The sequence below is a fragment of the Marinobacter gudaonensis genome (assembly GCF_900115175.1).
GTDB lineage: Bacteria > Pseudomonadota > Gammaproteobacteria > Pseudomonadales > Oleiphilaceae > Marinobacter > Marinobacter gudaonensis.
The window spans coordinates 2,493,500-2,513,581 of record NZ_FOYV01000001.1 but is presented as its reverse complement, the minus strand read 5'-3'; the positions used below and the strand labels follow the sequence as shown (position 1 = coordinate 2,513,581).

General features: G+C 61.4%; 19 protein-coding genes. 13 read left to right on the top strand and 6 right to left on the bottom strand.

The features are described from left to right. Window positions 1-90: 90 nt before the first annotated feature. The gene (locus BM344_RS11310; protein WP_208603393.1) at window positions 91-1,578 is read right to left on the bottom strand and encodes an amidase; all 1,488 of its coding nucleotides are present in this window, start codon (window positions 1,576-1,578) and stop codon (window positions 91-93) included. A gap of 53 nt (window positions 1,579-1,631) precedes the next feature. Here BM344_RS11310 and BM344_RS11305 point away from each other — a divergent pair, with 53 nt between their 5' ends. Continuing rightward, a complete protein-coding gene (locus tag BM344_RS11305) occupies window positions 1,632-2,759 on the top strand; it encodes a transglycosylase SLT domain-containing protein (protein WP_091989740.1) in 1,128 nt (375 codons plus the stop codon). Beyond that, complete coding sequence (locus BM344_RS11300) at window positions 2,750-3,529, top strand: sulfite exporter TauE/SafE family protein (RefSeq protein WP_091989737.1); 780 nt, start codon at window positions 2,750-2,752, stop codon at window positions 3,527-3,529. Before BM344_RS11305 ends, BM344_RS11300 begins: the two co-directional genes overlap by 10 nt. Here the strand turns inward: BM344_RS11300 and BM344_RS11295 are convergent. Next, the gene (locus BM344_RS11295) at window positions 3,512-5,860 is read right to left on the bottom strand and encodes a sensor domain-containing diguanylate cyclase (RefSeq protein WP_091989735.1); all 2,349 of its coding nucleotides are present in this window, start codon (window positions 5,858-5,860) and stop codon (window positions 3,512-3,514) included. The genes BM344_RS11300 and BM344_RS11295 overlap by 18 nt on opposite strands. A gap of 192 nt (window positions 5,861-6,052) precedes the next feature. Between BM344_RS11295 and BM344_RS11290 the strand changes: the two genes are divergently transcribed. The 4 genes from BM344_RS11290 to BM344_RS11275 are packed head-to-tail and all read left to right on the top strand — an operon-like array spanning window position 6,053 to window position 8,385. Next, on the top strand, window positions 6,053-6,850 hold the full coding sequence (locus BM344_RS11290; RefSeq protein WP_091989732.1) for a MotA/TolQ/ExbB proton channel family protein: 798 nt from the start codon (window positions 6,053-6,055) through the stop codon (window positions 6,848-6,850). Continuing rightward, window positions 6,837-7,232: an ExbD/TolR family protein gene (locus BM344_RS11285; protein WP_091989729.1), complete on the top strand. Its 396-nt coding sequence runs from the start codon at window positions 6,837-6,839 to the stop codon at window positions 7,230-7,232. Before BM344_RS11290 ends, BM344_RS11285 begins: the two co-directional genes overlap by 14 nt. Further along, window positions 7,229-7,639 carry an ExbD/TolR family protein gene (locus BM344_RS11280; RefSeq protein WP_091989726.1) on the top strand — a complete coding sequence of 137 codons (411 nt, stop codon included), beginning with the start codon at window positions 7,229-7,231 and terminating at the stop codon, window positions 7,637-7,639. The genes BM344_RS11285 and BM344_RS11280 overlap by 4 nt, the downstream gene beginning before the upstream one ends. Beyond that, complete coding sequence (locus BM344_RS11275; protein ID WP_228143604.1) at window positions 7,639-8,385, top strand: energy transducer TonB; 747 nt, start codon at window positions 7,639-7,641, stop codon at window positions 8,383-8,385. Before BM344_RS11280 ends, BM344_RS11275 begins: the two co-directional genes overlap by 1 nt. Here BM344_RS11275 and BM344_RS17570 read toward each other — a convergent pair. After that, a complete protein-coding gene (locus BM344_RS17570; RefSeq protein WP_167363235.1) occupies window positions 8,372-8,548 on the bottom strand; it encodes a hypothetical protein in 177 nt (58 codons plus the stop codon). The two genes, BM344_RS11275 and BM344_RS17570, sit on opposite strands and share 14 nt — an antisense overlap. 172 nt (window positions 8,549-8,720) lie before the next feature. On the opposite strand from BM344_RS17570, the gene BM344_RS11270 reads away from it, so the two are divergent. The 5 genes from BM344_RS11270 to BM344_RS11250 all read left to right on the top strand — a co-directional run bounded on the left by BM344_RS11270 (window position 8,721) and on the right by BM344_RS11250 (window position 12,985). Then, window positions 8,721-9,569: a formate/nitrite transporter family protein gene (locus tag BM344_RS11270; RefSeq protein ID WP_091989721.1), complete on the top strand. Its 849-nt coding sequence runs from the start codon at window positions 8,721-8,723 to the stop codon at window positions 9,567-9,569. A 70-nt stretch (window positions 9,570-9,639) separates the two neighbouring features. Continuing rightward, window positions 9,640-11,364 carry a bifunctional protein-serine/threonine kinase/phosphatase gene (locus tag BM344_RS11265; protein ID WP_091991050.1) on the top strand — a complete coding sequence of 575 codons (1,725 nt, stop codon included), beginning with the start codon at window positions 9,640-9,642 and terminating at the stop codon, window positions 11,362-11,364. Between the two features lie 211 nt (window positions 11,365-11,575). After that, window positions 11,576-12,094, top strand: a complete 519-nt coding sequence (locus tag BM344_RS11260) for an Hcp family type VI secretion system effector (RefSeq protein WP_091989719.1) — start codon at window positions 11,576-11,578, stop codon at window positions 12,092-12,094. An 84-nt stretch (window positions 12,095-12,178) separates the two neighbouring features. Next, on the top strand, window positions 12,179-12,526 hold the full coding sequence (locus BM344_RS11255) for a hypothetical protein (RefSeq protein WP_091989716.1): 348 nt from the start codon (window positions 12,179-12,181) through the stop codon (window positions 12,524-12,526). A gap of 15 nt (window positions 12,527-12,541) precedes the next feature. Continuing rightward, window positions 12,542-12,985, top strand: a complete 444-nt coding sequence (locus tag BM344_RS11250; protein ID WP_091989714.1) for a hypothetical protein — start codon at window positions 12,542-12,544, stop codon at window positions 12,983-12,985. Between the two features lie 54 nt (window positions 12,986-13,039). On the opposite strand, the gene BM344_RS11245 is transcribed toward BM344_RS11250, so the two are convergent. Both BM344_RS11245 and BM344_RS11240 read right to left on the bottom strand, forming a co-directional pair. Next, window positions 13,040-13,933 carry a nucleotidyl transferase AbiEii/AbiGii toxin family protein gene (locus tag BM344_RS11245; protein WP_091989711.1) on the bottom strand — a complete coding sequence of 298 codons (894 nt, stop codon included), beginning with the start codon at window positions 13,931-13,933 and terminating at the stop codon, window positions 13,040-13,042. Window positions 13,934-13,980: 47 nt separating this feature from the next. Next, a complete protein-coding gene (locus tag BM344_RS11240) occupies window positions 13,981-14,601 on the bottom strand; it encodes a type IV toxin-antitoxin system AbiEi family antitoxin domain-containing protein (protein ID WP_228143603.1) in 621 nt (206 codons plus the stop codon). A 295-nt stretch (window positions 14,602-14,896) separates the two neighbouring features. Between BM344_RS11240 and BM344_RS11235 the strand changes: the two genes are divergently transcribed. Continuing rightward, window positions 14,897-15,562 carry a hypothetical protein gene (locus BM344_RS11235; protein ID WP_091991044.1) on the top strand — a complete coding sequence of 222 codons (666 nt, stop codon included), beginning with the start codon at window positions 14,897-14,899 and terminating at the stop codon, window positions 15,560-15,562. On the opposite strand, the gene BM344_RS11230 is transcribed toward BM344_RS11235, so the two are convergent. Further along, window positions 15,546-18,203, bottom strand: a complete 2,658-nt coding sequence (locus tag BM344_RS11230; RefSeq protein ID WP_091989708.1) for a nitrate reductase — start codon at window positions 18,201-18,203, stop codon at window positions 15,546-15,548. The genes BM344_RS11235 and BM344_RS11230 overlap by 17 nt on opposite strands. Window positions 18,204-18,684: 481 nt before the next feature. On the opposite strand from BM344_RS11230, the gene BM344_RS11225 reads away from it, so the two are divergent. Beyond that, window positions 18,685-20,067: a CmpA/NrtA family ABC transporter substrate-binding protein gene (locus BM344_RS11225; RefSeq protein ID WP_091989705.1), complete on the top strand. Its 1,383-nt coding sequence runs from the start codon at window positions 18,685-18,687 to the stop codon at window positions 20,065-20,067. Window positions 20,068-20,082 lie beyond the last annotated feature (15 nt).

Below are 20,082 nucleotides of genomic sequence, written 5' to 3'. Positions count from 1 at the left end.
TGGGTCTTCCTGACTCACAGCATAGCCTGTTCCCGCTACAAAGATAAACGTGGAGTTTCGCCCGCCGGATCACAACCCCGGGATGGATAGTCAAAAGGCGTTGTCGAGTTTCTCGTACTGGCCGAACCAGGGACTGGCCTCTTCCAGCTGCGCCGCCAGTTGCAGCAACCGGGCCTCGCCACCATGGGGCGCGCCAAACTGCACACCCACCGGAAGCCCCGCTTTGGTCCAGTGCATGGGTACCGACATGGCTGGGGTCCCGGTCAGGTTGGCCAGCTGGGTGAAAGGCGTGCGCGCCAGGCTCTCGAGCGCCATCTGATCTACCTGGCCAGTGCGATGCACCAGCCTGCCGGCCTTCAGTTTGAGCATGATGCTGGCGGCAAACTTCAGGTGGGCCGGTGTTTCCAGTTGTCCGATGGCAGCTGGTAACTGGCCGGTGGTCGGGCACAGGTACAGATCGTACTGGCCAAAGTACGCGCCCAGGGCTCGGGCAAAATCGTTCCACTGCTGCCGGCGGCGTACGTAATCAGCCAGGGGCATGGTGTCACCCAGCATGCCGATCAGCCGGGTATCCAGCTCAAAGTCCTGGTCGCTGGCCCCGAACTGCGCCCGGGCCCGAGCCATGAGCGCAGACACTTCACCGAAATAGAGCCCCAGGTAGCAGCGGGCCAGGGCCATACCGTCGAACTCCGGCGCCGCGTATTCCACAATATGGCCAAGGCTCTCCAGAACGCGGGCGGTTTCATCCACGGCCGCGACACACTCGGGCGCCACCTCGGTGCCGTAGGGTGACGAGGTGAACACGCCGATGCGCAGATTGCCAGGCGCCTGCTGCATGAGATCGGCGTACGCCGCCACCGGCTCGGGGATCACAAACGGATCGCCAGGCGCCGCGCCCTGGAGCACGTCCAGCATGGCCGCACTGTCCCTCACCGTCCGGCTGACCACATGATCCGTGGACGCCCCGGTCCAGGCTTCGCCCACCAGGGGGCCGGAAGAAATGCGTCCGCGCGAGGGCTTCAGCCCGAACAGCCCGTTGTACGCTGCCGGTATGCGAATGGAGCCGCCGCCATCGTTGGCTCCAGCCATGGGAACAATGCCCGCCGCCACGGCCGCTCCGGATCCACCACTGGAGCCACCCGGAGTGAGCTCGGTGTTCCATGGGTTCAGAGTGGGTCCCCAGAGTACCGATTCGGTGACCGCTTTCAGACCGAACTCGGGGGTCGCGGTACGCCCCAGGAACACCAGCCCCCCGTTCCTGGCCCGGCGCACAAACTCCGAATCCCGGGTCGCAACGTTCTGCTTCAAACCACGACTGCCATAGGTACAGGGGTGCCCAGCCTGTTCCTGGGCCAGATCCTTCAGCAGCAGGGGGACACCGGCAAAGGGAGCCTGCTGCGGATACTCTTGGCTCAGGGCCTCGGAGAACTGTGGGTGGCAGATGGCGTTCAGGGTGCCGTTTACGCGGGTTGCCCGCTCCACCGCGGCTTCACAGACTTCCCGGGAACTCACTTCGCCGCGCCGGATCAGGTCGGCCAGGGCAGTGGCGTCGTATCGAAGGTATTCGGATTGCTTCATGGCGGGTTCCATTTTGTTATTCTGGTTTGGCAAACGTCACGGGTATAACGTTTATGGTCCGATTTCTCAAGCGCTTACACTGGCTGGTTCTGTTCCTTGGCCTCAGTTGCCCCATTCTGGCCTCCGGGGCTGAGCAGTCCACCGGAAACCAGGACAGGAAGGACTGGACCGATATCGTCCGAACGTCCCCCTACTGGGTCAGCCAGGGCGTCTTCGACAACATTCTCACTATACGGCGCTGGGTACTCAAGGAAACCGGCTACTGTGCCGAGAGCGACCGCCACGTGCTCTTTGACATGCGCGGGCGGTTTCTGGCCTGGATCAGCGACGGCCTGACGCGGGAGATCACCCAGCGCCGCCTTAATGAAACCCGACAATCTCTGCACGAGCGGGGTCAGGTGGATCACTGGGTGCCTGGCGACACCGGCCAGACCGGCTACCCCTTTGCCCTGGCCTGTGACCAGCCCCACGTGAACCTTGATGAAGCGGTTGCCCGCTATCTGGGCACCCTGCCGCCCGATCGGATCTGGGGCGCCTGGGATGACCTCGTCTTTGCCTCCAGCGACGCCCCCGGCGCGCTACACGAGGCGATGGTCTATGTGGTGGAACGGCGCAACAGTCAGAACCGGCTGACACTGCCAGAAGCCCTGCCCCGGTATCTGGCCGGCCAGATCCTGATTGAGAGCGGTGGCCAGGCCCGCGCCCACTCCAGGGCCAACGCCCGCGGCATACTGCAACTGTCGCCCTCAGCTCTCGCCGATTGCCAGATTGCACCGGACAACTACTGGCACCGCCTGGCCCAGATAGATTGCGCCCTGCGCCTGATGAATCAGAACGCCCGCAACCTGCAGCCGGTGTTCAACCAGCGATTCGGCCACCTGCCAGAGGACAAGCGCAATCGCCTGTTCACTCTGCTGCTGATTCAGGCGTATCATGGCGGCGCCGGTCGGGTGCAGGCGCTGCTTGAGGATCCGCTGCTGTCGAAACCAGCCGAATATTTCGCCGACAACCACGAGCGCTTCAGCGCCGGTGACATTGCCTTCGGCCTGATCTTCCACAATCTCGGGCGCGACCGGCTGGGGCTGGCCTCCCTGTACTACGTGGCCGATGTGCAGCTGGCCACCGAAGCCCTGTGTCGCACCGCCCGACTCAAATCAACGGAATTCTGTGAATGGAGCTAGCCCTCACGCCCGCAGCCTTTCTACCGGAAAGCCTGAGCCTCCCCGTTGCACTTTTCCTGCTGGCCTGTTCCACCATCACATCCATGATTACCGCCAGCCTGGGCGCAGGAGGCGGCGTGCTGCTTCTGGTTCTGATGGCCTCCTGGATGCCGCCGGCGGCGATCATTCCGGTCCATGGCATGATTCAGCTGGGTTCCAATGTCGGACGGGCGGCCCTGACCTGGCGGCATGTGGACTGGCGGGTGATTGCAGCCTTTGCTCCCGGTGTTCTGGTGGGCGCAGCAGTGGGCGCCTGGCTACTGGTGAACCTGCCCGCCCACATCTGGCAGCTGACCATCGCGCTGTTCGTACTCTACCTGTGCTGGGGGCCGCCTTTGCCCAAGGCGGCACTCGGCACCCCCGGGGTCTTTGTGGCATCGGCGCTGACCAGTTTCATCAGCCTGTTTGTGGGCGCCACCGGGCCACTGGTCGCCGCGTTTATCAAACAGATTCACGGGGACCGGTTCCGCACCGTGGCAACGTTCGCCACCGCCATGACGCTCCAACACGCCCCGAAGGCTCTGGTTTTCGGGGCGGCCGGTTTCCTGTTCTTTGAATGGCTGCCCTTTATCCTGGCAATGATTGCGTGCGGCTTTGCCGGTACCTGGCTCGGACTGCATGTGCTCAGGTCTCTGAGCAATCGGCGTTTTACTCTGATTTTCAATATCGTCCTGACAGCCATGGCGATCCGTCTGCTATGGCAGGCCAGTGCCTCAGCCAGCTGGTGGTGAAGACACAACCACCACCGCATTCCGGCCACGGGATTTGGCAATGTAGGAGCCCTCATCCGCCCGGGAAATAACCTCCCGGGGACCGCTGTCTTCGGTCGTCAGCTCGGTGAGACCAATACTCGCGGTCACGCCGAACGAGCGTCCGTCGTGCTCAATGCGCAGCCCCTCCACGGCCGACCGTATACGCTCGGCCAGTGCCTCCGCCCGGGCCAGGCCACAGGCCGGCAGAATGATCCCGAACTCGTCGCCACCCAGGCGAGCCACGGTATCGGACTGGCGCACGGACTCCCGGAACAGCTCCGCCAGGCGCTTCAGGAGATCGTCCCCAACCAGGTGCCCACCCACATCGTTCACCGGCTTGAAGTGGTCAAGGTCGATAAGCATGAGCACAGAAGAGGCGTCCTGGCGAGAAGTCTCGCCCAGGCATTTGATAAGGGATGCGTTGAAGGCCCGACGGTTCAGGAGATGGGTCAGGCTGTCGTGAGTCGCCTCCCAGGACAGCCGCTCTTCCTGCCGGCGCCGGTCGCTGTCGTCCCGAAGCACGAACACCAGGCGCTCGTCCTCCCGGCCCCGACGAATGTGCAGCATGGTCAGATCGATGGCAAAGCTCTGGCCCAGTCTATTGGCCAGCGTTACGTAAAGACTGTCGAGATCTTCACCGGCCAGGAACCTGTCCCGATGCAACGGCCCCTCCTCGTTCTCGATGGAGACAAGCTCAAAGAAATTTCTGAGCAAACACTCGCCTTCGGTACCCAGGAACCGGCAGGCCGCATCGTTCGCGTAACGGATCACACCGGTGATATCCGCCATGAGCACCCCCTCCTGCAGCACACCAAGGATCGTCTCTGCACGTTGCTGCTCGTCGCGGAGCGCCTCCTCCACCTCCAGTTCGCGGGAGATGTCACGCACCACAGTGATGGTACCGAGGGCCTTTTCCGGCGTCTGGATCGCCGCGGTCATGACATCGCCCCAGACCACCTGATCCGGGTCGGTAGTCTCCAGCCTCAGCCGCCCGCGGAACACACTCTGGTTCCGGATGGCCATCTTCCAGCCGGCTACCGCCTGCGACCGGTCGGCTTGATGCACCCGTTTCGACAGGTAGCTGTAGGTAAGCTCCTCGGCCGGCAAGCCGATGATGGCCTCGAACGCCGGGTTGGCAAATTCGATTCGCCCCAGAACGTCGGTCTGGACAATGCCGATCGGCGCGCTCTGGGTCAGTGAACGAAAGAAGGCTTCGCGCTCCGCCAACGAACCCAGTACCTCATCACGTTCGTCCATCACGGTGTTGAATATCTCCGCCACCTGGCGGATTTCGGTGCCACCGGAGACACTCACCGGCTCCGACCGCATACCCAGGTGACGCTCGCGGATCTGCTCACCAAGGGCCGTCAGCGGTGCCATCAGTCGACTGAAGCGCCAGAGTGCCAGAGGTGCGATCAGCAGGATAACCCCCAGCAATGTCCAGACAAACGCGTCCAGCGTTCGGGTGATGGGTGCCAGCGCTTCCCGGGCCGGCCAGGAGGCTGCCACAAACCAGGGCACCTGGCTCATCTGCTGCACCGAGAGAATCGTGCGTTCACCGTCAGCAGCCCGGGTTTCCAGGGTGCCTTCAAAGCCCCCCATGGCGTCCTGAAGCACCGGATTGGCCACCCTCACTGGCGACATGATCCGGCCATCCCGCTCATCGGCCACCACTATGCCGCTGCGCGTGGCCAGGCTCAGCCGCCCGGTCTCCCCGATGCGCAGACCGATGAACTGCTTCAGGAAATTGTCGCCTTCCAGGAGGATGGCCCCACCGATCATTCCGATGAACCGCTGCCTGTGGTCAAAAATCGGTGCCGCAATCATGACCGCCGGCTTGTTCTGGTAGTTGGAACGGTAGGGCTCGCTGATTACCGGTGTGAGCATGGACGACACTCGCTGGAAATACTCCCGATCACGAACACTCAACCCCGTCTGCCGGAATGCCTCCGGGTGTTCGGCCACCACGCGGCCGTTTTCATCCACCAGATAGATACCGTCAAAGAGATGCTGCAGGGCGGTTTGCCGTCGCACCAGAACCCGCGCACGGGTCTTGAGTACCTGGTCGGACATGGTGAGGCTCTGGGCCACGTGATTGAGGGCTTCCAGCCGGAGGGCCAGCTTGTCGTCCAGTTCCTCGGCCACCAGGGCGGCAATGGTCTGGACCTGGCTTTGCGCCTGCTGTTGAAGCTCCGCCCGACTCAACAGGGAGCCGGCCACCGTCACCAGCAGCGCCGAGAGCAGAATGCCGCCAATAACCAGCGCGACCGCCCGGTTGACCAGACTGCCAAACCAGCGATGTCTCAGCATGACAGCCGCACCTCAGGGCGGACCCGACAAACAGCGATGATCTGTTCCTCCTGACTGCAACGGCTTCTTGTGATCCTGATGATGGTCCAAGTCTATCCAGCAGGCGCTTGAATGTCAGGTCACAGGCTTGCATACTTAATGATAATCGTTATTATTAATATCCATTTCCGCATTTCGAGAGCGCGTCGAAACATGAACTCCCTTTTACCCCTGACCGACGGCCCTATTGCCCAAGTTATTGATATGGGAGGCCCTGTGATGGTGGTGCTGCTCGCACTTGCCGTGTTCGGGCTGGTGACTTTCGTGTATTTGATGCTCCTGGGCAGCTGTTACGCACCGCGTCTCTCCGGACGTCTTAAAAAAACTGTAATGAACTGGCAGAGCAATCCCGACTCGGTGCGCCCCGCCGAAGTCCGTAGCCAGGCCGGGCGCTGGGGCCGGATGAATCCACTCCTGCACCTGGTGACCAACACCATTGAGGCCCTGCAAAAACGCCAGGACGACCGACAGATCCGCGAGACCGCAGCGCGGGATGCCCAGCACGCCCTGGAGCCCTTCGAAGCGCCCCTGAAGATTATTGAGGTGATCGCGGCGCTAGCGCCCCTGCTCGGCCTGCTGGGTACGGTGCTTGGCATGATGGAAGCATTCAGCGCCATGGCGGCCACCGATGGCCGGGCCAACGCCACCCAGCTCAGCGGCGGTATCTACGAGGCGCTCACCACCACAGCTGCGGGTCTGGTGGTTGCCATTCCGTTTGCCGCCCTGGCCGCCTGGATTGAATTCCGTCTGCGCCGGATTCACAAGACCATCAACAGCACGCTGGTTTCCATCCTGCACATTGTGCCGGAACAGACTCTGGACGCCCCGGAATCCAGCGGCACCGCCTCAAAAAGCCGGCTTGCGGCCGAACCGGACAGCGAGCCTGCCGACAACCCTGCCGACAACTACGCCACAGCACAGGGTCAGCGATTCGCCCATGCAACTGGTTGAACCGCGGCCCAGCCGGCCGATTCCCATCCGCATCACGCCCCTGATCGATGTGGTGTTCATCCTGCTGGTGTTCTTCATGCTCACCACCCGCCTGCTGCCGGTGGATTATCTGGAACTGGCCAACGACACGGCCAGCCGAACCTCGGCAACCGGGGAACCTCTGCCGGAGCTGACCGTTATCGCATCGGGCGAAGTCCGCTGGCGGGAGCAGTCCTTCACACTCGATCGGTTGGTCAAGAGCCTGACAAGCGCTGGCATCGGGGAGGTTAACCTGGCAACCACCAACAACACGCCGCTGGGTACCTTCACCCGGACCCTGAGCGTCCTGAATGACGGTGGCATCGAAACCCACTGGCAGAGGACCAGGCCCCCGACACCATGAGCGATCTGGTTCCACCTCCGTTCACCTCCGGCAAGACACTGATGGAACGCGTAGAGGATGCGCTTCTGCCGTTGATCAATCTGGTGTTCCTGCTGCTGATGTTCTTCATTGTTGCCGGTCAGTTGGCCGACGCGCCCCTGCCGCCACTGCCGGGCACCGGACAGACCGAGGACCGCAAGGCCCCCGAGGCCGACCTGATCGTGACTGCCGAGGGCAACTGGCAGGTGGGGGAAACACCGGTTGATCGGAACTCCCTGATTGCACAACTACCGCAACCCAATGGCCAGCAGCCTCTGAAGATTGCCGCCGCAGAGAACACCACCATGGCGGATCTGGAGTCGCTGTTCAGGCTGCTGGAGCGCGCCGGATACCGGGACATTCTGTTGCTCACGGAGCCCGGCCAATGATGCCGCGGCCACCTGCCTTTCGCTGGGTGCTTTTGCTACTGGCCGGGGTTATTACCGCGGCTGGCCTGGTGCTCGCTGCACCGGAAAAAACCGTGGAGCTCCACACCCTGGGTGAGTCTGCCGTGAACACCGCACCGGCTATCCGCATCAGATTGGCCGGAGAACCGGCACCGACACCGGAGCCCGAACCAGAGCCAGAGGTGCAGCCGAAGCCAGCGCCGAAACCAGAGCCTGAGCCAATGCCGGAACCTGAACCGGAGCCGAAACCCGAACCCGAGCCAAAGCCTGAACCCAAACCCGAACCGGACCCGGAACCGGTCAAACAGCCAGAGCCGGTGCAGGAAACCACACCCGAGCCTGAAGCATCCGAGCAGGCCGGTGAGGATCCGGCTGCCACGCGCACCGAAGAGCCTCCGTCCCAGGCAACGGTTCCGCTGCAGAATGCCGGCGTGCGGTCGGCGGTCGACAACTACCTTTCTAAGCTGAGCCGACACCTGTCCCGTTATTACGAGTACCCGCGGCGGGCCCGACGCCTTGGCCAGGAAGGTACGCCGGTGATCGTGTTCGAATTCCGCCGGGATGGCTCACTGATAGGCCACAGCCTGAGAACCGGCTCCGGGCACCAGCTTCTGGACGAATCCGCGCTCGCGATGCTGGAGCAGGCAGCCCCACTGCCCCCGGTGCCAGACGACATCAGCGGCCAGAAATTCCGCTACGCTCTGCCGGTTCGCTTCAGTCTCCGCTAACCGACAGGGCCATGCGCCAGCGTGCAGCAGCCGCCGCCCAGAGCGCACCAATCAGGTGCCTCGGGCCCTCGACCCCCATCTCCCCGAACTCTTTATCGGCAACCACAACTTCGGCAATCCATTGAATTAAATATACTTTCCAGGGCTGACATTGTTCTGGCATGGTCCCTGCACTCCACCAGGTATCGAAGCCACTGGCGGTTTCGTTCACAGCGACAGATACATTCAGACGACGGCGTCTACGTGCACCTGCACTTTGCAGGCAGCAGGTAGCGCCGTTTTTTTATGGCCGGATTAGACACGCGGCCAACGAACAGAAGTCAGGGGAAACCAATATGTCCTACATCGCGCCTTCGGAATTCGTCACCAAAATGGTCGACGCCGGCGAATCCAAGATCTACATGTCCACCCGCGACACACTCATCCGGGCCTTCATGGCCGGCGCCATCCTGGCCCTGGCTGCGGCCTTTGCCATCACCGTCGCCGTAGAGACGGGCGTCTTCCTGATCGGCGCCATCCTGTTCCCGATCGGGTTCATCATGCTTTACCTGATGGGCTTCGATCTGCTCACCGGGGTCTTCATGCTCACTCCGCTGGCCCTGCTGGACAAGCGGCCGGGGGTAACGCCGGCGGCCATTCTCCGCAACTGGGGCTGGGTGTTCCTGGGCAACCTGGGCGGCGCACTCACCGTGGCGGTGATGATGGCGTTCATTTTCACCTACGGTTTTAACACCGACCCGGGTGCGGTCGGCGCCAAGATCGCCAGCGTTGGCGAGGCCCGGACACTTGGTTACGCCGAGTTTGGCGCCGCCGGCTGGGCCACCATCTTTATCCGCGGCATGCTCTGTAACTGGATGGTGTCCATGGGCGTTGTCGGTGCCATGATCTCCACCAGCGTCAGCGGCAAGTTCCTGGCCATGTGGATGCCGATCATGCTGTTCTTCTTCATGGGTTTTGAGCACTCCATCGTCAACATGTTCCTGTTCCCGTCCGCCATCATCATGGGCGGCGAGTTCTCGGTGATGGACTACCTGTGGTGGAACGAGATTCCCACCGTGCTGGGTAACCTGGTGGGCGGCCTGGCATTCACCGGCCTGACGCTTTACACCACCCACGTGCGCACGGCACCCAAGCGCCAGATACCCGGCGCCTACAATGACGGGGCCCTGGCCCGCTCCAACTGAGCCAGAGCCTGACTGGACACTCCGGCGGCGCTGCCGCCGGAGTTGTCTTTTGAAGGAAACCACGCTGACCATGGCCTCAACACTGTCGATTACCACAGGCCAGCACTCCCAGGCCGGTCGAAAGCCGGTAAACCAGGATTTTCACGGGTTACTGGTGCCGGACAATCACCAGCTGGTTACCAAGGGCATTGCCGTAGCCCTGGCCGACGGCATCAGTTCCAGCAACGTCAGCCAGGTTGCCAGCGAGTCGGCGGTGGCGGGGTTTCTCACCGACTACTACTCCACCCCCGACAGCTGGTCGGTCAAGCAATCCGCCCAGCGGGTGCTACGGGCCACCAACGCCTGGCTCCATGCCCAGACCCGACAGAGCCAGTACCGTTACGACCGTGACCGGGGTTATGTCTGCACCCTCAGCGTGATGGTGCTGAAGTCCGCCACCGCGCATCTCTTTCACGTGGGCGACAGCCGTATCTATCGGGTTCACCCGGACCGGCTCGAACAGCTCACCTCGGACCACCGGCTCTGGCTGTCCCCGGAGCAAAGCTGCCTGACCCGGGCCATGGGTATCGGGCACCAGCTGGACATTGATTACCACCAGATTGGCATTGTTCCCGGCGACACCTTCCTGCTGACCACCGACGGCGTTCACGAACACCTGGAGGATCGCACCATGGCGGCCACGATCCATGCGGCGGGTGACGAGCTGGACCAGGCCGCACAGGCGCTGGTGGCACAGGCCCTGGAAAATGGCAGTGACGACAACCTGACCGCTCAGGTAATCCGGGTCGACTCGGTGGCCTCCGACACCGACAACGCCGAACTTTTTCGTGAACTCTCGGAGCGGCCCTTTGCCGATGAACTGCGCCCGGGACAGTTGCTGGACGGGTATCGGATTCTGCGGCAGATTCATGCCAGCAGCCGGAGCCATGTCTACCTGGCCGAGGATGAGGACAGCGCCGCACGCGTGGTATTGAAACTTCCATCCATGGAACAGCGGCACGACCCGGCCTATCTGGAGCAGTTTTCCACCGAGCAGTGGATTGCCCGGCGCATCAACAACCCCCATGTGGTACGCCCGTTCGAACCGGACCGGCGCGGCACGGTACTGTACCAGGCCACCAGATTCGTTGAAGGCTGCACCCTGCGCCAGTGGATGCTGGACAACCCGAAGCCCACACTGGAGAAGGTCCGGTCGCTGGTGGAGCAGATTGCCCGGGGTCTACGGGCCTTTCATCGGCTGGAAATGGTGCATCAGGACCTGAAGCCCGAAAACATCATGGTGGATGCCCACGGCACGGTGACCCTGATCGATTTCGGCGCCACCCGGGTCGCCGGTCTGGAAGAAGCGGCACCGTCGATCAATACAGGGCCCAGGGGCGCCGCGCTTTACAGTGCTCCGGAGACTCTCTTCGGCGAACCGGCCACCTGGCTGGCCGACCAGTTTTCAATGGGCGTCATCAGCTATCAGTTGCTCACGGGTAACCTGCCGTATGGTGCTGAAATCCCCAAGGCCCGGGGTACAAGCGATTTGAAGCGTCTCAGCTACCGGCCCGCACGACAGCTGCGGGACGATGTTCCCGGATGGGTGGACCATGCCATTGCCCGTGCGGTGCACCTCCAGCCTTACAAGCGCTACCCGGCGCTGTCAGAATACCTCACCGAGCTGCGCCGGCCCGGACAGGACTGGCAACAGCGTCAGCAGCAACCCCTGATGGAACGCCAGCCTGTGGTTTTCTGGCAGACCGTCTCGGCGCTCCTGCTTCTGGCCCTGCTCACGGTATTGGCCATCCGCTGACCTACCCAGCGAGCGATTTCTTGCCCAGGCAGCAACCACTTGCCCGGTTTCCGGGTACAGGATTGCCCCGCCCGTGAGCCGGACTGCCCCGAAACAACCTAGTCAACTGTTTTAACTGAATTTTCTCAACCTGGCATGGCACTTGTAGTCATCCCCGGTGTCCAGGGAGTAACCCAGGGACTTTTTTCATTCACACGTCATGGAGCAGACTATGCCAACTCCTTGTTATATCAGTATCGAAGGCCAGACCCAGGGCAACATCACTGCCGGTGCATTCACTTCCGACTCCGTCGGCAACATCTACGTGGAAGGCCACGAAGACGAAGTGCTGGTGCAGGAATTCAGCCACGTTGTCACCGTACCGACCGATCCCCAGTCCGGTCAGCCCTCCGGCCAGCGCGTGCACAAGCCGTTCAAGTTCACCTCGGCTCTGAACAAGGCCACTCCGCTGATGTACAACGCCCTGGCTTCCGGCGAAATGCTGCCGAAGGTTGAGCTGAAGTGGTACCGCACCTCCGTCGAGGGCAAGCAGGAGCACTTCTTCTCCACCATCCTCGAAGATGCCACCATCATCGACATCAACTGCAACATGCCGCACTGCCAGGACGCCAGCAACGCCGACTTCACCCAGCTGGTCACTGTGTCCCTGTCCTACCGCAAGGTCACCTGGGAGCACGCTGTTGCAGGCACCTCCGGTGCCGACGACTGGCGCTCGCCGATCGAGGCGTAATATACACACGCCTCAGCGTTATGTTGCCCCGACCTTCGCGAGATCGTCGGGGCATTAGCTATGGGACTTCAGGAATTGAAAAACATGAGCGACACCATCACTGAGAATGATGTCGATATCATTCGGGCAATCATCGGCTCATTTTACGGACATGGAAACGCCCGTCTTTTCACATCGTCGTCGATCTCGGATGACACGATTATAAGAATTGTTGAACTACTGGCTGATATGGAGGACTGCAGCACATGGATTGATGCTGTTCCAAACCCTCAGGATCTCCTCTTGCCAGCACACAAAATCAGGAAATGGGCTTTGCGAGTTCTCAGGAAGTCGGGTGAGCCTTTTTTGCTGGGCAATGTGCGCATTAACATGATGTGCAAGCGTTTTCGCGCGGCTCAGTTCAAACCAGCTATAATCGACTCTCTAAATTGAACAGGGATGTGTTTCATGAAATCGTCTGTGGTGTGTGGTCTTTTTTTTATATGCCTCATCTCAGGTTGTGCTTCCTTTAAACAACCCACCAAGTTCCGCACTTCCAACGACATCGTGTTCAAATTGGATAGCAGCGAGTTTGACACTGTCGATATCCAACCCTCCGAGATACAGCTATGGCGCGACTCAAAACTGGTTGGATCTGTTATGACGATGGATACCAACCCAGAGTTCTCGACAGCGGTGGAAGAATTGATGGAGGGGTATCAGCAAGCGCAGAATTCTGCAGGTGATATAAGAAAACTGGTTTTGAACAAGGGTGTCTACGGTTTTTCCGCAACGATCAATGGATACACCACCGCCTTCATCGCCACGTCGAGACAACCGTCTCAATGGATTACGATCAGCGCAGATGAGGATATTTTCGATCAGGTTTTATCGACTTTAAGAGAAAATTAGGCGCTGAAAATGCCAGCATTTGAGCTGACTCGAGAAATGGAGCGAACCAAAGGCCTATCGGCTCCAGGGACCGGGCGGGTGCCAAGTCTCGCTGCGCGCATCCACGGCTTTACCCTCCATTGCAGGACCGAGAAACTCAACTATCGCTTCTACGACCTCTGAAAAGGCCTCAGTCACATGATCCTGGCCAAGGCGGTTACGGAAAGCTTTCCACTGTGGCTGTTTGCTATCCATAAAAGCGTCAGAAAAGGGATTGGTTTCAGGGATTTCTGTCCCGCGTTTCTGGAAAGTGCCGTCAACAGCACCCTTCAGGTTTTCCAACCGGAATTTGTACTGGCGGGACATCAGCCAGATATCGTAAAAGTCCTTCATCCGGCTGTTCAGATCACCCAGCTTCACCATCGCCTGGAACTTTTCGGCTATGGCCGATTCCGGCGTGTAACACTTGATTCGGGCGGCGGGAAAATCCAGTAACACCGGAAATTCCAACCAAGATGGGAACGGAAATATGGGATCTCCAAAGCCCATATCCAGTTGCATCGGAATTCTGGCGTTGTCGAGAAAACCGATGAAGGTCACCCTCAGCCCCTGGTAGTCCGCATCTTCGGTGATTGTTTCTGCCTTGAGGGTATCCGAATCGAAGTGCAAACCGTCATCCACCACCTCAGTGGCGATAATGTCCCTCACCTGAGACAGAATAGCCGCCGGTTCATTGCTGGTCTGGCCCAGCATATCGATATCCCGGGTCGGTCGGCTGGTCGGTCCCTGCATTGCCCATAGCATCAGTGCACCCTTCAGGGTATAGCAGCCACTGTGGGGCGATTGACTCAGCCGATACAGAAACCGCTCCATGGCGTAATACTGCAACAATTCTTTAAAGGGGCGCTTTTCTTGCCGGGCTTTATTCAGTAGTTTCTGACGAACGGACGCGGCAGTGTTTTTGGCCATCGTGATCTCCTTTCACTTTGGTTATTCCGTTGAAGGACTGCTTCGATTCACAACTTGGCTTCCACGTAGGGGGCCATCACATTGGCGACCCGGCAAATTCTGGCGTATTCCATCAGCTTGCCCGGCAGAAAGGTTTTACGTATGCGATAAAGCTCCAGTGCCTCCAGCACCACATCCATGCCGATGCGGTTGCGAAACTTGAAACAATCCGCCAGGGTTTTTTCTGGATTGTAAACCTTCAGCGCGATGCCATCTGCGTCGACCTGTTCAATGCCTGTACTAAAGGCCTGCCCGGAGAATCGGTACCCGGCCACCGGCGGATAATCCAGAACCGGGAGGCGAGCCTCCCGATCCACCGCCAGATGCACCTGGTGGGGAATATGCGTCGTAATGCCGTGCCAGTCCAGCGCAGAAATCAGGCAAAGCACGGCATGGGGGAAACGCGTCGCGGCGATCACCAGATCCGGGTTTTCGATAGGAGGCAGGTCCGCCAGCCGGTACAGGCCACGGCTGACCGGCTCTATCAGCCCCTCGTCCCGGAGCTGATAAAACTGATAGCGATTATAACCCTGGGCCAGTGCCTCGCTCAGGCGCAGCTGGCCGCCGCGCTGGCGGAACAGGGTTTGAAGTTGTGCTCGGGAGAATTGGGCAGAGCCGGATCCAGACAAATCGTCACCATTTATTGATATATGGTGACAGTTTGTCTGATTAACGTTGAGGGTTCAAGCGGCGGCTTCGTCGGCGCTGCCAAGCGAATCGCTGTGAGAGGATGTCGAAAACTGGATATCCAGGTTTTCCTGACTCTGGATGGATCTAATACGGGGTCAGGGTCAACCAGTCCATAGCAAACCATAAAATCGAACGTTAAGCTTATCTATTCTTACGCATCCGTGAATTGGCCAGGTACCAAGTTTGCATAAAACGCCCCTACCAACCCAGACCGCCGTCAGCCTCGGCAAACTCATGTGCGCCGTCACCCGCGACCACCTCTGGCAGCCCGCCAAAGCGTGGATTCGTGAGCGCCATCCGGGCAGCCTCCTGCACTGCCGGGTAGGCTCAGGCCAGGCTACCTATCATCGTTTCGATGCCCACACCGGGCAGCACCTGATCACCTATGGTGTCCGTATGATTGCCGCCAAGCACCGACCGGAAACTGCCAGTGGCTGGCTGTCGGGGCGGGAGATTTGCAAGCGGGGGTATTTTGACGGCGAGCTGAGCACCCTGAATCTTCTGGCCCATACCTGTTGCCATGAATTCGCCCATCTGTTGCAACAATGCGCCGGTCAGCGCTACCGGGGCTCGGTGCACAACCTGCATTTCTACACCATTCTCGATGAGCTGCACGAAAGCGGGGCAGCCCGGACCACGCGGACAGCCTTGGCGGAGCTGGCGGGCGAGCAGGGCGTGGCGCTGCCAGACACACCGTTTGCGCCCGTCGATACCCGCCAGCAACTGGCCCGCTGGCAGGTGGGCGATACCGTGCGTTTCGGCACCGGTCGCCGGGAACTGCACGGAGAGATCGTCCGGGTCAACCGCAAGACCTGCACCGTGGACGGTATTGGCCCCTCGAAAGGGGTGCGCTACCGGGTACCGGTGCAGATGCTGAGTCCACTTACACCGCCTCGGTAATGACCGGCAGCAAGCTCCGGATCTCCGGCAGGCAGGAGCCACAATTGGTACCACACCGCAACGCCTGCCCCAGGGCCTCCACGCTGTTGGCGCCCTGCTCGATGGCTTTCTGTATCTGACGGTCGCCTACCTGAAAACAGCTGCAGACCAGGTTGCCCATGTCATCGCCATCCAGGGCTCTTGCCGCCAGCAGGCCTCTGCGGGTGGCCTCATCAAGCTCCGGCAGGCTGAAACACTCTGCCACCCAGTCCATGGCTGGCAGGGCGTTCGGATCACGGTCCACCATCAGCACCGCCTCCAACTGACCGTTGCGAATCCGGGCCGCCCGGAACCGTCCCTCCCGAGCATCCTGCATCACCAGTTGCGGGGCGCCACCCAGCCAGTCTGCCACCGCCTCGGCCCAGTCCACGGTCGAATGTCCGGCCACGAACCAGCTCTCACATTGCGCGATTGGCTGGTGGGCCCAGTAATCCGCCTGCCAGCGCCTGGGCCGGTCACGACGAACCAGCAGACGACCATGCCAGCGCGCGGGCCATTCGGCGAGGGCGGCACGGCCGTGTTTGGCTTCCGGCTGACCGGACACCGGGTCCACCAGGCTGTCGGTAAGTGCGGTGGCCAGGCCCTGACCGGTGAACTGCCGGTTCCAGTGGATCGGCACAAACACTTCGCCCCGTCGCTGCTCAGGCGCCACCCGCACCCGGCCAATGAACTGACCATGGGCGCTGGTGAGTGTGGCCAGCCCGCCGGGCATCAACTGGTATGCGCGGACATCCTCCGGATGCACATCGATGAACGGCTCCGGTCGGTGAGCCAGCAAGCGTCCCGACCGTCCGGTGCGGGTCATGGTGTGCCACTGGTCGCGAATACGGCCGGTGTTGACCACCAGGGGAAACACCTCCGTGGGCGGGCGAACCGGCAGGCGAGAGCCAACCGGTATCAGTCGGGCCCGCCCGTTGCCGGTAGCAAAGCGGCCGTCCGTGAACAGCCGTTGGGCGCCAGCATCGGCGTCAGGCTCCCCACCTCTCGCCGGCCACTGGGTGGGTGCCAGTCGCTCGTATTGCCAGTCGGTGAGGTTGGCGAGGCCGGAAATGTTGAAGAAGCGCGCCCCATCGTTCTCAAAACCGGAGAGTCGGGCATGTTCCCGAAAGATGTCCGCCGGGCCCTGGTAATCAAACCCCGGGCCATGGCCCAGCGCCCGGGCCACCTGGCTGACAATCCACCAGTCCGGCCTGGCCTCCCCCGGCAGCGGAAGAAACCGGCGCTGGCGCGAAATGCAGCGCTCGGAATTGGTGACCGTGCCGTCCTTCTCGCCCCAACCCGCCGCGGGCAGCAGGATATCCGCGTAGCGCGCAGTATCGGTTTCCCGCACACAGTCCGAGACAATCACAGTGGGACATCGGGCCAGCGCCTGGCGGATACGATCGGTCTCCGGCAGACTCACCGCGGGGTTGGTCGCCATGATCCACAGCACCTTGATCTCGCCCCGTTCCACCGCATCGAACAGGTCCACCGCTTTCATGCCGGGCCCGTCCGCCACGGAGTCTGTGCCCCAGAAACGGGCCACCCGGTCCCGGGCTCCCGGGCTGTCGTAGTCCATGTGAGCCGCAAGCGTGTTGGCCAGCCCGCCCACTTCGCGGCCGCCCATGGCGTTGGGCTGGCCGGTCAGGGAGAAGGGCGCCGCACCGGGCTTGCCAATCCGGCCAGTGGCCAGGTGGCAGTTAATAATGGCGTTGCCCTTGTCGGTGCCGGCCGAGGACTGGTTGATACCCTGGGAAAACGCGGTCACGGTGCGAGGGTGCTCCGAGAACCATTCATAGAAACGGTTTACCTCCTCCACCGGCAGATCACAGAGGCTGGCCACCGCGTCCACGTTGGGCGCCACGGAGCGGGCAGCGGCGAGGCTGTCCTCGTAACCGTCGCAATGAGCGTCAAGGTAGTGCTTGTCCACCACACCATGGTGCGCGAGCCAAACCAGCAGACCGTTGAACAGAATGGTGTCGGTGCCCGGCCGCAATGCCAGGTGCAGGTCCGCCAGGTCGCTGGTGGCGGTCCTGCGTGGATCAATGACCACCACTTTGCGGCCCGGACGGGCCGAGGCCTGCATGCGCTGGTATAGCACGGGATGCGCCCAGGCTGCGTTGCTGCCAGCAATCACCAGCAGGTCGGCCAGCTCAAGGTCCTCGTAGCAGCCCGGCACCAGATCGCCCCCGAAGGCGCGCTTGTGCGCAGCCACGGCCGATGACATGCACAGGCGGGAGTTGGTGTCCACGTGCGGGGTGCGGATAAAGCCCTTCGCCAGCTTGTTGGCCACATAGTAGTCCTCGGTCAGCAACTGACCGGACAAATAGAAAGCCACCGATCCCGGCCCGTGCTGGTCCACCGACTCCCGGATCGCTCCTGCCACCTCGTTAATGGCGGTGGACCAGTCGGTGTCGCGCCCCCGGACAGACGGCTTTAACAGGCGCCCCTCCGGCGTCAGGGTTTCATGCAGAGCGGAACCTTTGACGCACAGCCGACCGCGATTCGCAGGATGGGTCTGATCGCCCTCGGTACCGGTGGCTTTGGCGTTTACTCCGCAGCCCACACCACAGTAGGGGCAGGTGGTCTTGACGGTTGCGGACGAATGATCGGTGCTGGTCACGGCGCTTCCTCATGCATCAGACACAAAAAAGCCCGCCGGATTCAGGCCGTGGGGGCCATCATGGGCGGGCTTCTTTGCCAGTGGAATCAAATTTTCTTGAACGTATTCAGAAGTACCTGCAATAACAGGGCCACCCGGCAATGTTGGCACTCCTGGCCAGCCGGGCGCGCCCGACAAGGGTTGTCCTTCGGCGCGACCCTGGCGCCGGGGTGCGCCCTGGTTTCAAATTGGTGCAAATTTACGCAATGCCGCACTAAAACAACCCGAGTCTTTGCCCGCGCTCTCCACCTGCCCTACCTCGTGATTTTATAGGTTGCTGTTTTAAATGACCTTTTAAATATGGCACAGCACGTGCAGTGTCATACACAGAGACGCGCGTTCACGATTTAACAGACAACTGATTCCCAGGCACAGGCGCCTGCTTTCCGGAGACGGAGGGCAGGCGTTTTTGCGTTTGGGCCAAACAGAATGAGGTATCGCCATGTACACACTCATACACCGAACCGCTAGAAGGCTCTGCAGTCTGCTGCTGCTGACATCGCTCTGGGGCACCACTGCCCTGGTGCACGCTGAGGTGGGGCCGGCGGAAAAGCCGGACCTCAAGCTGGGCTTTATCAAATTGACCGACATGGCCCCGCTGGCTGTCGCCTGGGAACAGGGCTTCTTTATGGACGAGGGCCTGTTCGTGGAGCTGGAAGCCCAGGCCAACTGGAAAGTGCTGCTGGACCGGGTGATTACCGGGGAACTGGACGGGGCCCACATGCTCGCGGGTCAGCCTCTGGGTGCTTCCATTGGCTATGGCACCCGGGCGGACATCATCACCGCCTTCAGCATGGACCTTAATGGCAACGCCATCACCGTGTCCAATGAGGTCTGGGAGACCATGCGCAAGCAGATCCCGGCCAACGCCGAAGGCAAGCCGCAGCACCCGATCAGCGCCAGTGCCCTGAAGCCGGTGGTAGACGCCGCCCGGGAAAAGGGCGAGCGGTTCCGGATGGGCATGGTCTTCCCGGTGTCCACCCACAACTACGAGCTGCGCTACTGGCTGGCGGCCGGCGGCCTGAACCCGGGTTTCTACGCGCCACAGCGCGGTGACACCAGCGGTACCCTGGAGGCCGACGTACACCTGTCGGTCACACCGCCGCCGCAGATGCCGGCTACCATGGAGGCCGGCACCATTCAGGGCTACTGCGTGGGCGAGCCCTGGAACCAGCAGGCGGTATTCATGGGCATCGGCGTGCCGGTGATCACCGATTACGAGATCTGGCCGAACAACCCGGAAAAGGTCTTCGGCGTGACCCGGCAATGGGCCGAGGATTACCCCAACACCCACCTGCGACTGCTGCGGGCCCTGATCCGCGCCGCCCACTGGTTGGATGAGAACAACAACGCCAATCGCGAGGAGGCTGTGAGCATCCTGGCCCGGCCCAGCTACGTCGGCGCCGATGAGGCCGTCATCGCCAATTCCATGACCGGCACCTTCGAGTACGAGAAAGGCGATGTTCGAAAGGTCCCGGATTTCAACGTGTTCTTCCGTTACAACGCCACCTATCCGTACCCGTCAGACGCCATCTGGTACCTCTCGCAGATGCGCCGCTGGGGTCAGATTCCCGAGGCCAAGCCGGACAGCTGGTACATGGAAACCGCCGCGCGCGTGTATCGGGCGGACATCTACGAGCAGGCGGCGCGCTCTCTGATCGCCGACGGCACCCTCAAGGCATCGGATTTCCCGGATTTCGAGGCCGAGAACTTCCAGCGCCCGCACCAGGGTGAGCTGATCGACGGGGTGGCCTTCACCCCGCGCACGCCCAACGCCTACATCGACAGTTTCGAGATTGGCCTGAAAGGAAGCCAGACCCCGTAACCGGGCTGGCAAGGA

Bases quoted from the DNA above. Each gene is read 5' to 3' on its own strand.
- BM344_RS11310 (WP_208603393.1), bottom strand. From the start codon at position 1,578: ATGAAGCAATCCGAATACCTTCGATACGACGCCACTGCCCTGGCCGAC.
- BM344_RS11305 (WP_091989740.1), top strand. From the start codon at position 1,632: ATGGTCCGATTTCTCAAGCGCTTACACTGGCTGGTTCTGTTCCTTGGC.
- BM344_RS11300 (WP_091989737.1), top strand. From the start codon at position 2,750: ATGGAGCTAGCCCTCACGCCCGCAGCCTTTCTACCGGAAAGCCTGAGC.
- BM344_RS11295 (WP_091989735.1), bottom strand. From the start codon at position 5,860: ATGCTGAGACATCGCTGGTTTGGCAGTCTGGTCAACCGGGCGGTCGCG.
- BM344_RS11290 (WP_091989732.1), top strand. From the start codon at position 6,053: ATGAACTCCCTTTTACCCCTGACCGACGGCCCTATTGCCCAAGTTATT.
- BM344_RS11285 (WP_091989729.1), top strand. From the start codon at position 6,837: ATGCAACTGGTTGAACCGCGGCCCAGCCGGCCGATTCCCATCCGCATC.
- BM344_RS11280 (WP_091989726.1), top strand. From the start codon at position 7,229: ATGAGCGATCTGGTTCCACCTCCGTTCACCTCCGGCAAGACACTGATG.
- BM344_RS11275 (WP_228143604.1), top strand. From the start codon at position 7,639: ATGCCGCGGCCACCTGCCTTTCGCTGGGTGCTTTTGCTACTGGCCGGG.
- BM344_RS17570 (WP_167363235.1), bottom strand. From the start codon at position 8,548: ATGCCAGAACAATGTCAGCCCTGGAAAGTATATTTAATTCAATGGATT.
- BM344_RS11270 (WP_091989721.1), top strand. From the start codon at position 8,721: ATGTCCTACATCGCGCCTTCGGAATTCGTCACCAAAATGGTCGACGCC.
- BM344_RS11265 (WP_091991050.1), top strand. From the start codon at position 9,640: ATGGCCTCAACACTGTCGATTACCACAGGCCAGCACTCCCAGGCCGGT.
- BM344_RS11260 (WP_091989719.1), top strand. From the start codon at position 11,576: ATGCCAACTCCTTGTTATATCAGTATCGAAGGCCAGACCCAGGGCAAC.
- BM344_RS11255 (WP_091989716.1), top strand. From the start codon at position 12,179: ATGAGCGACACCATCACTGAGAATGATGTCGATATCATTCGGGCAATC.
- BM344_RS11250 (WP_091989714.1), top strand. From the start codon at position 12,542: ATGAAATCGTCTGTGGTGTGTGGTCTTTTTTTTATATGCCTCATCTCA.
- BM344_RS11245 (WP_091989711.1), bottom strand. From the start codon at position 13,933: ATGGCCAAAAACACTGCCGCGTCCGTTCGTCAGAAACTACTGAATAAA.
- BM344_RS11235 (WP_091991044.1), top strand. From the start codon at position 14,897: ATGTGCGCCGTCACCCGCGACCACCTCTGGCAGCCCGCCAAAGCGTGG.
- BM344_RS11225 (WP_091989705.1), top strand. From the start codon at position 18,685: ATGTACACACTCATACACCGAACCGCTAGAAGGCTCTGCAGTCTGCTG.